The sequence below is a fragment of the Mesorhizobium sp. 113-3-3 genome (assembly GCF_016756495.1).
Classification (GTDB): Bacteria; Pseudomonadota; Alphaproteobacteria; order Rhizobiales; family Rhizobiaceae; genus Mesorhizobium.
The window spans coordinates 21,461-37,058 of sequence record NZ_AP023244.1 but is presented as its reverse complement, the minus strand read 5'-3'; the positions used below and the strand labels follow the sequence as shown (position 1 = coordinate 37,058).

Genomic DNA, 15,598 nt, shown 5'->3' with positions numbered 1-15,598 from the left:
TCATGGCCTTCACCTTAGCCCACTGCTCGCCTTGACCCGCCGCCACCGACTTAATTTTCACCCCGGTCAATTGGTGATGCGAATCCTCCTGTTTATTCCTTGATGCCCGACATCGCGACCGAGTCGGTGGAGAAACAGGGGCACACTAATTGGTTTCTTGCAAGAATGCAATAACCTAATATTGTCACCACCAAAGGCGTGTGATAGAAATGACTCGGCTTGAGGAGGCCGCATGGTTCAGCCCGGTAGAACTCCACTTCATATTCAGCTCGCCGATGACGTCGGCAAAGCGATGGTGCGCGAAGCGCGCGTCGAACACGTGTTCCGCTATGCGCATGTTTTTCCACGCTGCGTCGCCGTGCTCTCTTCAGGTGCAATTGACGTGAAGCCGCTAATCACGCGCACGTTCGAACTCGAAGACAGTGTTCAAGATGAAATCGCCGCATCCGCCCCAATGGGCGACGTGGAAATGCAAATTGCTTTGCCGCAATAAAGGGGATGCCAGTTGGCTCAGGTCACCGTCAGGAATATCGTCAAGCGTAGCTTCACGAAGCCTTGGCATAAACGTGGGTTGTACGACAATCAGGTTTTTTGCGGTTTACGGCTATCGGGGATGCTTCTAATCGTGTCTGCGGTTGAAAGCAGGTGATACCCATGTCGAGAAATCTGACACCAAAGGTGTGTCCGGAGGCTCCTCTGAGGGCGCCAATGCGGCGTCCGCCAACCTATCTCTTCGGGGTATTTGGAATGGGCGTCGCGAAGGATCGGGAGATATTCGTCGATCTGGTTGTAACGTGTGGCGCTTTTGAATGAATGTCCCCTTTTCGCCGAACGCTCACTTGGGTCCAGTTGGCTGGGACAGCCGAGAGCAAGCCGTTCTTACCTGCAACGACCCCGCCCTTTATCACATCGCCATCCTGCTCGTTCCCGGATTTTCCCAATTATCTCTATCGTCGTTCGTTGACCCGCTTCGAGTAGCCAACACCTTATCGGAGCGGACATTCTTCAAATGGGCGGTTTCGAGTTCGGATGGCGGCCCGGTTGAATCCGCAAGTGGCCTCTCTGTGTCCGCTCACAATACGTTCGCCAGCTTGGCAGCGGACCTGCGAGGTGGCGACAGGCCAGCCATGATCCTGGTGTGCGCCGGTGCAAAGGTCGAGAGCCAGGCGTCGTCCTCGCTAATAAAGCTCCTCCGCCTAAGCAGGCGCCACAGAATCCCGGTCGCGGCGCTCGGGACCGCTACATGGTTGCTCGCCGAAAATGGCATACTACACGACGACACTGCCTGCACGATCCATTGGGAAAAGCTGACCGCGCTTTCCGAGACTTTTGGTCGTCTTCAGGTTACTGACAGTCTCTTCGTTCGAGATGGAGACGTGGTGACCTGCGCGGGTGAGCTCGCGTCCTTTGACCTGGCGATGGAGCTGGTTTCCGATCACTGCGGCGCAGACAGCGCATCAGCCGTCTGCCGACATACGACGGCCGGCCAGTGGCGGGCGGGCACCGATAGGCAATGGTCGACCGCAGCCCAGTATGCGAGCTTAAGCAAGAAGATCGCTGAAGTTATCCGTCTGATGGAGCAGCACGTCGAAGACACACTTTCGCTCCACGATATTGCAAAGTGCGTGGGATTGTCGCGCCGCCAGATCGAACGGCTGTTCGAACGCTATGTCTCCTGCTCGCCAATGCGGTACTACGCGCGGGTGAGACTTGAACGAGCCAAACGCCTGATTGAGCAGACAAACATGCCATTTCTGGAGATAGCAGTAGCCTGTGGCTTCGTTTCGTCGTCCCATTTCTCGAAGTGCTTTCGCGAAATTTTCGGCAAGACACCGAGAGAATGGCGAAGCTGACGGGCCTCTTTACAGTTACGGGCGGGTGGCACGCCTCGCTTCGAGCATTAGCCGCGGCTGACGCTCGTACGACGTCGGTCAAACCAGCTTGTCAGGGGCGTCTTCGAGGATCCAGTCCCTGACTAACCTAGCTTCCGGAGCGAGGTCCACCGCACGGTTGCTGACGATGAAAAAGGCATATCCGGTTGCCCAGTTGGCATCGAGGGCTGGTACAAGCAATCCTTCGCTCAGCGGATGGTTGACGAGATGCGCCCAGCCCAGTGCGATGCCTTGCCCGCCAACTGCGGCTTGGACGACCAGGCTGTAATCGTTGAGACGCAGGCCCTCGCCGACGTCGGTGAAGTCAACCCCAAAATGAGCGAACCAGTCCTTCCACGCAGGACGTGGCCGGTGGGGCTCGTCAAGATGGATGAGGGTCCGCCCAGCGAGATCGGACAGATCGCGTGGCGCGCCGGACTGAAGTAGGTAGCTAGGGCTGCAGACCGGGATGAGGTTCTCGCCGCCGAAACGGAAAGCCCGATAGTTAGGCCAATCGCCCAGCCCGCGGCGGACACCGATCAAATGGGGGTCCGGCCCCAAATCGGTGTCGCGATCTGCCGTCTGGATGCGGATTTCGATATCCGGGTGCAGCGCACGAAACTTTGGGAGCCGCGGGATCAACCAGTGGCTGGCGAACGCCGTCGAAGACGACAACACAACATGTTTGTCCTCCGTGGTCCGGCGAACGGCCTCGGCCGATCGTGCAATGTGGCCGAGGCCCATTGCAACATCGCTGTAGAAGCGCCGGCCGGCGTCGGTCAGCACGACCTGTTTGTGCTGCCGCACAAACAGGTCCACGCCAAGGTCTGCTTCTAGGCTTTTAATGGCCGAGCTTACAGCGGCCTGGCTGACACGAAGCTCTTCGGCTGCGTTCGTGAAACTTAGATGTCTCCCTGCAGCTTCAAAAGTGATCAGGCCGGCCGGGCTTGGTATGCGTAAACGGGGCATTGCATAACCTGTACTTATGCAGACATCAGAATAATTGCGGTTTACCTGCACGCTTCTACCAATCAAACTTATAGGACGAAGTGAAAAAAGGAAGACATAAAAGCATGTCCGAGCCAGAGGCGCCGACTACTCGAGCAAGAGGCCGTTCGAATCGACGTGCCGCCGCGGGTGGCCACGAAGCAGCTGCTGTTCTCGCTGGCGTAGAGCTTCGAATCCGCCCCTACGACCTGCTTTCCGAGGAAGGCCTTCTGGCGATCGAGGACGCCGCCGCGGTGATCTTGGAGGAAATCGGCATCGAATTCCGAGAGGACCCGGAATCTCTGGATTTGTGGCGGTCTGCGGGTGGCGTGGTGCAGGGCGAACTGGTGCGCTTTCCAAGGGGGATGCTCGGTCCGATCCTGAAAACCGCGCCTTCAACTTTTACGCAACATGCCAGAAACCCGGCGCGTTCCCTGAAAATTGGCGGCCCACATGTCGTGTTTGCGCCGGCCTACGGTCCGCCTTTCGTACGCGATCTGGAAGGCGGTCGACGCTACGGGACGCTCGGCGATTTCGAAAACTTCGTCAAACTGGCCTACTCCATCCCGTGGCTGCATCATTCCGGCGGCACGGTATGCGAGCCAGTCGACATCCCGGTTAACAAGCGGCACCTCGACATGGTGTCGGCCCATCTGCGCTATTCGGACAAGCCGTTCATGGGTTCGGTCACTTCGGTGGAACGCGCCGAAGATTCGATCGAGATGGCACGCATCGTCTTTGGCCGCGAATTCGTCGACCAGAACTGCGTCATCCTTGCGAATATCAACGCCAACTCTCCGCTCGTTTTCGACGCCACCATGACAGGTGCGCTCAAGGTCTATGCGCGCGCCAACCAGGGAGCTGTGATCGTGCCTTTCATCCTCGGCGGCGCAATGGGTCCGGTGACAACGCCTGGCGCGATCGCGCAGTCGCTTGCCGAGACCATGGTGGGCTGCGCCCTGACCCAACTGGTGCGCCGTGGCGCCCCCACCATCTTCGGCAACTTCCTGTCTTCGACTGACCTGCGTACCGGTTCTCCAACCTTCGGCACCCCGGAACCGGCATTGGGATCGCTGATTGTGGGCCAGCTCGCACGCCGGTTGGGCCTGCCGCTGCGTTGTTCCGGAGCCTTCACGTCGTCCAAGGTGGCTGACGGTCAGGCGATGATGGAAAGCGCGGTCGCTATGCAGGCTGCCGTCCAGTGCGGTGCCAATTTCATCCTGCATTCGGCAGGTTGGCTCGAAGGCGGGCTGACCATGGGTTACGAAAAACTCATCTTGGATGCCGACTTCTGCAGCGCGCTGCACGTCTACATGGCCGGCCTTTCGGTCAATCCCAACCAGCTGGCGCTCGAAGCGTTCCGCGAGGTGGGACCGGGCAAGCATTTCTTTGGCTGCGCCCACACAATCGCGAACTATCGAACGGCATTCTGGGAGTCGGAGGTCGCTGATAACAACAGCTTTGAGCAGTGGCGTGACGCCGGAGAAAAAGATTCCTTGGTCCGCGCCAACGCACGTTGGAAAAAGCTGCTTGCCGAGTACGAGGCACCGCCCCTTGATTCGGCCATCGACAATGCGTTGGCCGATTTCTGCGCACGGAAGAAGTCCCAGCACACTGACCAGTGGTACTGAGCCGTCAAGCTGAGCGCCCTCATTCATTTTTCCCAACTTCGGACAAGGCAATGAAGATTCGTTCTGTAAAGGCGACTCCGGTCAATATACCGCTAGAGAAACCCCTTTGGTGGACCGGCGGACATTATCCCGGCACATCCAAGGTGATCGTCGAAGTTGAAACCGACCAGGGGCTTGTTGGTTTAGGTGAGGCGCCTTCTGTCGATGTCTTGGCAACAATTCTAGCCATGGGAGAAGAGCTAGCCGGTCAAGATCCTCTCGACATCGCAAATTGTGAATCTATGACTGTCCCGCCATGGCAAATCGTCCAAAACACGGATGACAGTTCCGTTGTAAAAGCTTTCGGCGCGATCGAGATAGCTCTGTGGGACATCAGAGGTAAAGTAGCCGGGGAGCCGCTTTACAAGCTGCTAGGCGGTGCTGTCAGGAAGGAAATTCCTTTTACCGAATACTTCGGATTCCGTGAAGGAGGTGAAATGTCTCCCGAGGCGGTAGCTGACTATTGCGTACACATGCGGGAGGTTCACGGCTCGACGATGTTCGAGGGGAAACTCATCTTGGGGGACCCGGTTCTTGAGATCGAGACCGTGAAGGCGCTCCGCTCCGCCTTGGGGCCCCGCGATATGATCCGGCTCGATAGCAATATGCAGTGGTCCTTACCGACCGCCATTCGGATCCTTCGCGAAATCGAGCCCTTCGACATCCGGAATTATGAGGATCCCGTAGCCACCTTCGAAGAGATGGGCGTATTGCGCCGGCATTCTGCCATACCCTTCTCCACCCATGTCCCGGATCTCCGACGGGCCGTTCGTATCGGCGTGCCGGACTTCATCGTCACCAATTTTGCGGTTTTAGGCGGCATTTCCCGCGCAGTTCGATTCATAGGTGCGTGTGAGACCATGGGGGTTGGGTTCTGGTGTTATTCGGGCGACGCCGGGGTAGCAACTGCGGCCTACTTGCACATGTCGGCGGCAATGCCGTGGATTACGGAGCCATCGCAATCACTGTTTCGATGGCAGATCGGCGATGTAATCCAGGGCGGTCCTTTCCGTCAGACAAACAATGTCGTCACCGTGCCCGAAGGCCCTGGCCTAGGTGTGGAGCTCGACAGAAGTGCGTTAGCGACATGGCACGCACATTTTATCGAGCATGGACCTCTCGACCACTTCTTCGACCCAGCCCAGGTTGGTCGATTTAGACGTCTTCCCCTTGCTTAACGAGCGCCCATCCGGGCGATCCCTCAAGGAAAAAGCCATCGCCTACTCCAGCCCAAAGCGGACAACCATGACAGCTGAAAAAACATTTCCAAAGCACGCCCGCGCGGTCATCATCGGCGGGGGCGTTGTAGGATGTTCCATCCTTTTCCACCTCGCAAAATTCGGCTGGAAAGACAGTGTGCTCCTTGAGCGAGATGAATTGACAAGCGGGTCAAGTTGGCACGCGGCAGGTCAAATCCACACCATCAGCTCAGATCCGAACATCAGCCGCCTCCAAGGCTACACAATCAATCTTTACAAAGAGATAGAGGAGACTTCCGGCCACTCGGTTGGGCTTCACAACACGGGCGGGTTCTACCTCGCGTCGAACAAGACCTGGTACGGATATCTGAAACGGGAGCGGTCCAAGGCCCGTTACATGGGGCTCGACCAGGAATTCATCAGCGTCAAGGAAGCGGCCGAGCGTCATCCTCTGATCGATCCGAGTCATTATCTTGCTGCGCTGTGGGACCCACTTGACGGTGATGTCGACCCTTCGGGTGTTTGCTACGCTTACGCGAAGTCTGCCCGCGTGCACGGCGCGCAGTATTACACGCACACACCGGCTATTGAAACACGCCAGAGGAAGGATGGTACCTGGGACGTGGTTACCCCCAAGGGAACCATTAACGCAGAACACGTGGTGAACGCCGCCGGGCTCTGGGCGCGAGAAGCTGGGAAGCTTGCCGGCGTAACTATGCCCGTTCAGCCTATGGAGCATCACTACCTAATCACGGAGGATATCCCCCAAATCGTGGAAAGAATGGCTTCCGGCAAGCGTCTTCCAGCGGGTATCGACTACGAGGCCAACATCTACTTCCGCCAAGAACGTAATGGGATGCTGCTGGGCACTTACGAGCCAAAGTCCACGCCGTGGAAGGTGTCAGGGACCCCGATGGATTTTGGCCACGAACTGCTGCAATCCGATCTCGAGCGCATCGCGGACCGTCTTGAGCTCGCGTTCGAACGCATTCCGGCCCTTGGTCAGGCGGGCATTAAGACCGTTGTGAATGGGCCCTTCACGTTCGGCCCCGACGGGAACCCAATGATCGGCCCTGTCCCGGGTCTGCAGAACTATTGGGCTGCGGTCGGAGTTATGGCCGGCTTCTGCCAAGGCGGTGGTGTCGGCCGGTCGATCGCGGAATGGATGATCGAAGGTGAACCATCCATTGATGTCTGGGCGATGGATATCTCCCGGTTTGGCAACTTCGCTACGGCCGACTGGGGCACGGTGAAGTCCTCTGAGAACTATGAACGCCGTTTCGTCATGACGTTTCCCAATGAGACCCTGCCGAAAGGACGGAGGCAGAAGACGACAGCCCTTTACGATCGCCTGGTCGCGAAAGGCGCTGTCATGGGGGTGAGTTTCGGCCTGGAGCACGCTCTTTGGTTCGCCGACGGGCCGGAGGACGCGCACGAAGAGCCGACTTTCGAACGCAACCGGAGCCATGACTACGTCGCACGCGAAATCGAAAGCGTTCGGACGGGTGTGGGCGCCATCGAGATCGCCAACTACTCGAAGCATGAATTAGCCGGACCGGGAGCGAGAGCTTTCCTCGATCACGTCCTCGCCGGAAAACTTCCCAAGCCTGGCCGGATCGCCTTGACCCCGATGTTGACTCCCAAAGGCAAACTCTATGGAGACCTCACCGTCGCCTGCCTCTCGGAAGACCGCTTCATGCTGTTCGGATCAGGTGCGGCACAGGAAATGCACCGGCGATGGTTCGAGCGGCATCTGCCAACCGAGGGGGTAACCTATGCCAACTGTTCCGACGAACTTCACGGGCTGGCGATCTCGGGCCCGAAATCAAGAGAACTCCTCTCGCGGATTACGCGCGAGGACCTGTCTCACAACGCTTTCAAGTTTCGCGATATCCGGGAATGCGTCGTAGGTGACGTTCCGGTGATCCTCTCCCGCCTCTCGTTCTCGGGCGAACTAGGCTATGAAATCTATTGCCGTCCGCAGTTTCTTATCCGCTTGTTTGAGGCGGTCGAACAGGCAGGCGGCGACCTCGGGCTGCGATTTTACGGGAGTCGCGCCCTTATGTCGATGCGCCTCGAGAAAAACTGGGGGGTTTGGACAATGGACTTCCGCCCGGATTTCGACGCAGCGGAGAGCGGACTGGCCGCTTTCATCGACTGGAACAAAGACTTCGTCGGCAAGGAAGCCGCAGCCAAGGCGCGCGACGCAGGGCCCGCTCGGAAACTTGTCGGTCTGATGATCAATGTCGACGACCGTGACGTCGTTGGAGACGAGGCCCTGCTAAAGGCAGGGGCAGCGGTCGGTTACATCTCCTCCGGAGGCTATGGGCACCGCGTCGAGAAGTCTCTGGCGTTGGGCTACGTTCCTGTCGAGTTGGCAAGCAACGGGACCGTGCTGGATGTCGAAATCGACGGCCAAATGTTTCCAGCCGAGGTGATGGCGGAGCCACTCTACGATACGAACGGAGATCTGATGCGATCATAGTTCGGCGAAATCAAGTCGAGTCTTGCCCGCGGATCCCACACGAATATCCAAAGTTTTCAGGAGGATGAAACCCATGCACAGCAAAGCTGAACAAATTCCCGCCGCAGGAGATAATCTCCGTGCTCTCGCGCGTGTTGATCTAGCGGCTGCTCACCGGCAGGCCGTGAAGGACGGCTTTGTGGAAGGTATCGACAACCACTTTACGGTGCTGGTGCCTGGCCGCAACGATCGTTTCTATCTCAACAAGTTCGGCTTGCATTGGTCCGAGGTGAAAGCGTCCAATCTCATCGAAGTATCCCTCGACGGTGAAGTTCTAAGCGGCGAGGGTCCGCCCAATCTTTCCGCAGTCTGCATCCACGCACCAATTCACCGGCGCGGCATCGCCTGTGCCCTACATACGCACATGCCCTACGCTACGGCGCTTACGCAACTCGAGGACATGACACTGGAGCCTTCGAGTCAGAATGCTGCGCTGCTCCATGACACGATTGCCTACGACTACGAATACAATGGATGGGCCGAGACGCAGGAAGAAGGGGAACGGATGGCGGATATTCTCGGCGACAAGAAAATCCTGTTGCTGGCCAACCATGGTGTCATCACAACTGGTAATACCGTCGCGGAAGCATACTACAGACTCTACTTCCTCGAACGCGCCGCCATGACTCAATTGATAGCAATGGCTGCCGGGAAGCGGCGGATGATATCTGACACCGCCTTGGCGAAAGTCCGCAACTCTCTGGAAGCTGCCGGTCCAGTAAATCCGGAGATCTTCCAGTACTTTGACGCGGTGAAGCGGGTACTCGACAATGACGGGTCCGATTACGCACGTTGAGAAAACGCATTCCGAGGCGCGCGCGAAGGGTTCTGTCGCAAACCTTTCGCGCCGATGATCAGGCGCAAGGGATGTCGAGCTGCTCGGCGATTGAGGGACATGGATGGGGTCGTGTGTAGATGTTCTCCGCATTGCAAGGGGGTCGATGACGATCTGAACAGAACGGTCGGGTACAAGCCATGCCAGCTGCGACGGCCAACTTACGCACTTTGATCGCAAGCTGTCGGATAAGACACCTGTGCAGGAAATACGCAATCGCTCTGACCGCCCATTTACTTGTGCGTGACGACGACGAGGCGCGGGCCATGGGATGTAGACTCTTCGCCTTCCTGCCCATAGGCTTCAAGAGAATCGAACCCCGCGCTTCGCAACATGCGAATGCATTCCGAAAACCCATATTGTCTTATAGAAAGGCGCATGCGTCTAACGCATCCATTGCGGACGACGATCCTTTCGCAGTGTCGACAATCGGTCAGTGTCGTTGTTGATCATACCGATTCTTAGATTATTGTTGCGCTGCACGATCTCGTAGGTGGGCGACTGCTCGCGCAGCAAAAAGAAGCGATTGATCTGATCGATTAGCAGACGCCCGCCCTTCAGAAGTGAAGCAGCGGCTTCATGCAGAACTCTCCTCATTGTCAGCATCATCGAAATAGCCAAACGTCGCGTACCACAGAAAGACCGCGTCAAACCGATCTCGCGAAGGGAGTGAGCGCATATCCCGCGAGTATACTTAACATCTACCCGGCGTTCAGCCGCATCCGCTTCGGCGCCTTTGCAGCCGAGGCGGCCGCCATCGCTGATCGCCAAACGCGCCTGACCTGGCTCGCGCCCAGCCGCGACGAGAATGCCAGCGGTTCTATGCTGCGGGAGGAAGAAGCCGACATTTGGATTGGCTCCGCCGATAATCAGCCGCCGGACCTCGAGACGAACATCGCTGTCCAAGGTGGTCGTGAGCGCGGGCTGATCCTCCACAAGCTGATGGGAGAGGTACTAACCGGCGAAACCGAGGCGGCGGAGACGGCCCTTGCCGAACGCGCCGATCATCGCATGCCACTCATCATCACCAGCCAACTGCCCGTGTTAGCGTGGCATGAAATACCTGCATCCGCCACAGGTTCTCCAGACCGTCCTGCCGGCCATCAGCCTGCCTGTCTTGCGCTCGATCCCCGACAACGATCATAGACGAACGCTTTCATAACTCTTCCGCGCTTCCGAACAGCTAAACGTCGCGTCAAGTCGGCCTTTCGATGCCGCGAGTTTCCGCTTGGACCCACGCATGGATCCAACCCAGTCAGCAACGGCTCCATTCAGCCGTTGCAATAAAACCTTAAAACGAATTCACAGAATCTTTGCGACTGGACATCGATGACAATGGTAAGTTCACGGTAAAGTCTGAAGTCAGGCACGATCAAAAAAGCTGAATGCCTGTTTTCGCTCAGACCGCCGCAGAACCGTGGGGGTTAACAGCCAATGTCAAGAAAAGCACTCATCCTGCTTGAAGGCTCAAGGAGCAATGGTCCGTTATATGTCCAAGCGGCGCAGCGTCTTGGTCTTCATCCGATTACCCTGTCGGCTGATCCAGCTCGGTACGACTATCTTGCTGCGGAAAGCATTGAGACAATCCGTGTCGATACTGACAATCTCGATGCGTTGATCCGGGAATGTTCCCGGCTGCGTACGACTTATGACATTTCTGGTATTACCAGTGCCCAGGAGTCGGCCTATGCGACAGTTGGCAAGCTTTGCCAGCATTTCAATCTACCGGGACCGAATCCCGAATCGATTGAACGATGCTGCGACAAATTCGCTCAACGTCAGCTCCTCGCGCAGGCCGGGGTTCCAATACCAGCCTATCGCGTGGCGGCGAATGCCGCGGACGTAGAACGCGCTGCCGCGGAAATTGGCCTGCCGGTAATTCTTAAGCCAGCCGTAGGCAACGGCAGCAGCGGTGTCCGTTTGTGTCGCAACGTTGATGAGTTGACCGAACATACGACCTATCTGTTGGGCGGCAAGCACATATGGTGGTCTTCGCCAAGGATACTGGTCGAACAATTCGCAGAAGGCCCATATTATAGCGCTGACACAATGGGCTATGAGGTCGTTGGGATTTCCGCAGCTGAGTTCGGCCAGCCCCCGCATTTTGTCTTTCGTGAGTGCACCTGTCCGGCCGTGCTGACCGACGACGACTATAAACGTATCGCCGATCTCTCGCTGGGCTGTTTGCAAGCTCTGGGCCTCGGATGGGGGCCAACAAACATCGAATTCCGATGGACGAAGCTTGGCCCAGTCGTCATTGAGGTCAATCCCCGTCTTAGTGGCGCGCCAGATCCTCAACTGCTTCAGGCCGCTTATGGTGTAGATCTCCTCACCGAGCACATCAAGCTTGTCATCGGCGAGGAATGGGATTTGCGCAGGAGGCATTCGCACACTGCGGCTGCGCGCAAACTAGTGGCTGATCGCGATGGCATCCTCGATTGGATCGCTGGCGAGAGTCAGGCGGCTGCTGTGTCAGGTGTCGCCGAAGTGAGATTTTATGTTCAACCCAAGTCGCCGATCGTCAGGAAAGGCGACTACCGAGACTGTATCGGGTATCTCATCGCCGCTTCACCGAGCCGTGCTCGGACCGAGGCAGTACTTCAGCAGGCCGCGGACCTAATTGGCTGGTCAATCACACCTTTTCCGACCGGCGAAGAGGAAACCATCTCCGGCCAACAAACTTGCCCCACCAGCGGCGGCGATAGCACATGATTAACAAGGTCACGGAAATAGTGGAAGTGTTTGCTCCAGCTTGCGCCGCTTGCGATGAGCTTGTTGAGCGGGTGAGCGGCCACGATGCCGCGTGCAAATGTGGCCAAATACTCCTTTACTTACAGGCGCTTTTCAATGGAACTGGTTCTGGCCTGCCCCGACCTGTCTCATCCTAAGAGCACGACACCGCTTTGCTTGATAATGGGCAACAGGGAAAGGAAGACCAACCCAATGCACAAGTTCATACGGCCATCGCAATAACATTGACATGCAAGGAGCTCCGAAAGCCAATCACGGTTGTAGTAGCGCCAAGCTCGACAGCATCAGCATGCCAGAGTCGCGCGCCTCTATTGCTGTCGTGCAACAGACGAAGCAAGGCCCATGAAAAGTGCGATCATTCTAGGCGCCGGCATAGTCGGCGTGGCGACAGCCTTACACCTGCAACAGCGCGGCTGGTCAGTTGTGCTCCTCGACCGGAAGGAACCAGGCCGCGAGACAAGCCATGGCAATGCAGGCATTATCCAGAGCGAAGCGTTGCGACCGTACCCGATGTCGCATGATTGGCGCGTGCTCGCAAACATTGCGATCGGTCGCACCAATGGCGTGCGCTGTACCATTGCAGCGTTACCGCGGCATCTTGGTCCGCTATTGTGCTATTGGTGGCATTCATTTCCTGCGCGTCACGCGCGAGCTTCGGCGGCATACGCGCAGATCATTGGCTGCGCGGTTCGCGAGCATGAGGCTTTTAGTCGGCAATGCGAAGCCCGCAATCTGATCCGCCGCGACGGATTTCGGATACTATATCGCGAGCAGCCGGCTCTCGAGGCGGCGGTCGCGGCCGCTAAAACCGTACGCGAGGCCTATGGTGTGAAGTTCAGCGTCATGACATCAAGGGACCTGCAGCAAGCCGAACCTGCGCTCGCCGATGCTGGCGTTGGCGGCATGCATTGGCTGGAGCCATGGACAGTATTCGACCCTGGTGCCCTGGTCTCGGCATACGCCGATCTCTTCACACGCTTGGGCGGACACATTGTTCGCGGCGACGCGCAAAGCCTGTCCGCAAATGGCAATGGCGGCTGGTCGGTTACTACCGAAGATGGAGGAATGGAGGCGGGCGCAGCGGTTATTGCCCTTGGGCCATGGTCGCCAGATTTATTGAAGCGCTTCGGTTATCGATTTTCCATGGTGCGCAAGCGTGGGTATTTTCGGCATTATGCGGGCGGCAGTCGGCTCGACCTGCCGCTGTATGATGCGGCGAATGGCTATGTTTTGGCGCCGATGACCAAGGGCGCGCGCATCACGACCGGCGCCGAGTTTGCCCCGCCCGGTGGCAAACCAGACCTCACGCAGCTTGCCCACGCAGAGCAAGCCGCGCGTGAACTGCTAGACCTCGGCCGACCTGTTGAGCCAAAGCCCTGGTTCGGCACAAGGCCTTGTATGCCCGATATGCTGCCCGTTATAGGCGCCGCGCCGCGTCACCGCGGCCTCTGGCTGCACTTCGGACATGGCCATCATGGCTTGACGTTGGGACCAACAACCGGCCGCCTGATAGCCGAACTGATGAACAATGAGGCGCCGATGGTCGATCCGTTCCCTTATCGACCCGAGCGCTAGACGTCATGTTCCGAGGGCCTGAGATCGGTGGCCCGCCCTTTCGTGCGATTAATAGACGAGGGTTGCTCGGATAGGTCGAGCCGATCCTCACGCACGGAGGACGAGCCATGGGAGAGTATAGCGAAGCATTTGTCGCGTTTGATGTAGCCAAGAAGAAGCATGCGGTGGCGATCGCCGAGGGCGGCCGCACGGGCGAAGTCCGGTTTCTCGGTGAGGTCGAGAATAGGCCGGCAGCGATAGAGCGGACGGTCAAGAAGCTGGGAAAAAGGTACGATCGACTGCACGTCTGCTTCGAGGCCGGACCGACTGGTTACGGACTTTGCCGTCAGGTCCGCGATCTTGGTCACGACTGCATGGTGGTTGCGCCCGCCCTGATTCCGAAGCGGTCGGGCGAGCGTATCAAGACGAACCGACGGGACGCGGTCACTCTGGCGCGGCTGCATCGGGCGGGCGAACTGACCGGAGTGTGGGTGCCGGACGTAGTCCACGAGGCTGTCCGCGATCTGGTCCGAGCTCGGGAATCCGGAACCGACGACCTGCGCCGCAAACGCCAGCAGCTGCTCTCCTTCCTTCTGCGCCATGGTCGGATCTACGAGGGCGGCGGTCATTGGACATTGGCGCACCGGCGCTGGCTTGCCCGCGAGAGCTTCGAGCATCCGGCGCAGCAGATCGTGTTCCAGGAGAAGATCGACGCGATCGAGGACGCGGTTCAGCGGCTACGCCGCTTGGACGAGCAGCTGAGCGCCATCGTGCCCACCTGGTCCATGGCGCGGGTCGTCGAGGCCTATCAGGCGATGCGCGGTGCCTCGTTCCTGGTCGCAGTGATCTTCGCGGCCGAGATCGGGGATGTGCGCCGCTTCGATACACCGCCGCAGTTGATGGCCTTCCTCGGCCTGGTTCCGGGGGAGCGTTCGACCGGCGACACGGTCCGCAGATCGAGCCTTACACTCGCCGGCAATCGACGCGCCCGCCGCGCCTTGGTCGAAGCGGCATGGACTTACCGCTATCCCGCCAGGGTTAGCGAGGCCCTGAGGGTCCGGCTCGAGGGGTTACCCAAAGCTGTCCGCGACATCGCCTGGAAGGCGCAGGTCCGGCTCTGCGCTCGCTATCGTCGCCTCAACGCCGCCGGCAAGAAGCCACCGGTGGTCGTGGCCGCGATCGCGCGCGAGATGGCCGCCTTCCTGTGGGCCATTGGGCAAGAGGTCGAACCGTCATAGACGAACCTCGACCCAGCCCGCTGCACAGGGCCGGGGGTGGGGCCACGGTGGGGAACTCCCGTCGCTAGCTATGTGGCCGAGCCAATCCGCCCGACGCCCGCCCTCTAGACCGAGGAAAGCCCCGAGACGAAGACACGGAAGGCGGTATCCAACCCGCGGATGAGAGTCTGATCAACCGTCGTCTCTTAGCTCCACCCCCGGCCCTGTGCAGTTCCAGCCAATCCGACTACTTTGCACACTCGCGCCAAGCAGTTGCTGCCTCTCGCCTTCAGCCTTGACAGCGAACATGAGAGACTAGTGACGGGGGATCTAGTCGCGTCTTGCATACCTCCGCAACCAGGCGGTGAAACTGTCATTATCGCATCCCGCCACCATCTGATGGAGGACATTTTGATCCCAGCCTCACATGACGATGCTGAGGTCAAAGAGGGGCGTTTAAGGAGGCAACGTATTCCTCCGATTGACCACGGAATCCAGAACCGACCCCGATTGCTTGAAGGCGCAGCATGTTGTTGATGGACTCGGCGAGATCGTGGTTTCGTGCTGCGCTCCTGGCAGCCGCGGGCACGCGCTTCGGCGCTAATTTATCTCGCGCTCGATATCGAAGGTAAGTGGGCAGGCTACCCCATCTCGCGCAGCAAGTATGCGGCGGCGATGATGACCCTGAAGTAGCCGAGGAGCTTTCAGTGCCAATTCCAATGTCTGCGCCTATGCCTGCGGATAGAAGCTTTTAATTGATTGAGGCGGTGCGGATCGCTTCGAGGGTGAGCCGGTCGCGTGGAGGCGCGGCGATGGTCGGATGCGTTCAAGACCGAGATGGTGGCAAGGAACTCTGAACCTAGACTAGCGCCAATGTTTCGGCCTGACTCAGGAGATTGGAATTAGGCCATTGCAATTTGTTCGGCTGGCGGGCTGCGGGGCCCAAGACGGATGAGGCGCCGGCAAGGAAAGGAGGCCAGCCTTGGAAGG

11 protein-coding genes and 1 pseudogene are annotated in these 15,598 nt (G+C 58.4%); 10 read left to right on the top strand and 2 right to left on the bottom strand.

Going from position 1 to position 15,598, the window contains the following annotated elements:
• Positions 1-277: 277 nt before the first annotated feature.
• Positions 278-493: pseudogene (locus JG746_RS34280) on the top strand (NAD(P)-dependent alcohol dehydrogenase); the annotation flags it as partial.
• A 316-nt stretch (positions 494-809) separates the two neighbouring features.
• A complete protein-coding gene (locus JG746_RS34275; RefSeq protein ID WP_199202227.1) occupies positions 810-1,853 on the top strand; it encodes a GlxA family transcriptional regulator in 1,044 nt (347 codons plus the stop codon).
• Positions 1,854-1,931: 78 nt separating this feature from the next.
• On the opposite strand, the gene JG746_RS34270 is transcribed toward JG746_RS34275, so the two are convergent.
• The gene (locus JG746_RS34270; protein ID WP_199202226.1) at positions 1,932-2,840 is read right to left on the bottom strand and encodes a LysR substrate-binding domain-containing protein; all 909 of its coding nucleotides are present in this window, start codon (positions 2,838-2,840) and stop codon (positions 1,932-1,934) included.
• A 104-nt stretch (positions 2,841-2,944) separates the two neighbouring features.
• Here JG746_RS34270 and JG746_RS34265 point away from each other — a divergent pair, with 104 nt between their 5' ends.
• The 4 genes from JG746_RS34265 (at position 2,945) to JG746_RS34250 (ending at position 9,047) form a co-directional block, all read left to right on the top strand.
• A complete protein-coding gene (locus tag JG746_RS34265) occupies positions 2,945-4,489 on the top strand; it encodes a trimethylamine methyltransferase family protein (RefSeq protein ID WP_199202225.1) in 1,545 nt (514 codons plus the stop codon).
• A gap of 50 nt (positions 4,490-4,539) precedes the next feature.
• Complete coding sequence (locus JG746_RS34260) at positions 4,540-5,706, top strand: mandelate racemase/muconate lactonizing enzyme family protein (RefSeq protein WP_199202224.1); 1,167 nt, start codon at positions 4,540-4,542, stop codon at positions 5,704-5,706.
• A 67-nt stretch (positions 5,707-5,773) separates the two neighbouring features.
• Positions 5,774-8,212, top strand: a complete 2,439-nt coding sequence (locus tag JG746_RS34255; RefSeq protein ID WP_199202331.1) for a GcvT family protein — start codon at positions 5,774-5,776, stop codon at positions 8,210-8,212.
• A 73-nt stretch (positions 8,213-8,285) separates the two neighbouring features.
• Entirely contained in the window at positions 8,286-9,047 is a 762-nt protein-coding gene (locus tag JG746_RS34250) for a class II aldolase/adducin family protein (protein ID WP_202359577.1), read from the top strand.
• A 423-nt stretch (positions 9,048-9,470) separates the two neighbouring features.
• Here the strand turns inward: JG746_RS34250 and JG746_RS34245 are convergent, their stop codons facing one another.
• On the bottom strand, positions 9,471-9,695 hold the full coding sequence (locus JG746_RS34245; protein WP_199202222.1) for a hypothetical protein: 225 nt from the start codon (positions 9,693-9,695) through the stop codon (positions 9,471-9,473).
• Between the two features lie 60 nt (positions 9,696-9,755).
• Here JG746_RS34245 and JG746_RS34240 point away from each other — a divergent pair, with 60 nt between their 5' ends.
• From JG746_RS34240 to JG746_RS34225, 4 genes are all read left to right on the top strand, one after another.
• The gene (locus tag JG746_RS34240; protein ID WP_199202221.1) at positions 9,756-10,232 is read left to right on the top strand and encodes a hypothetical protein; all 477 of its coding nucleotides are present in this window, start codon (positions 9,756-9,758) and stop codon (positions 10,230-10,232) included.
• A gap of 288 nt (positions 10,233-10,520) precedes the next feature.
• Positions 10,521-11,798: an ATP-grasp domain-containing protein gene (locus JG746_RS34235; protein WP_199202220.1), complete on the top strand. Its 1,278-nt coding sequence runs from the start codon at positions 10,521-10,523 to the stop codon at positions 11,796-11,798.
• Positions 11,799-12,179: 381 nt separating this feature from the next.
• Entirely contained in the window at positions 12,180-13,412 is a 1,233-nt protein-coding gene (locus JG746_RS34230) for an NAD(P)/FAD-dependent oxidoreductase (protein WP_199202219.1), read from the top strand.
• Positions 13,413-13,519: 107 nt separating this feature from the next.
• On the top strand, positions 13,520-14,629 hold the full coding sequence (locus tag JG746_RS34225; RefSeq protein ID WP_199202218.1) for an IS110 family transposase: 1,110 nt from the start codon (positions 13,520-13,522) through the stop codon (positions 14,627-14,629).
• Positions 14,630-15,598: the final 969 nt, after the last annotated feature.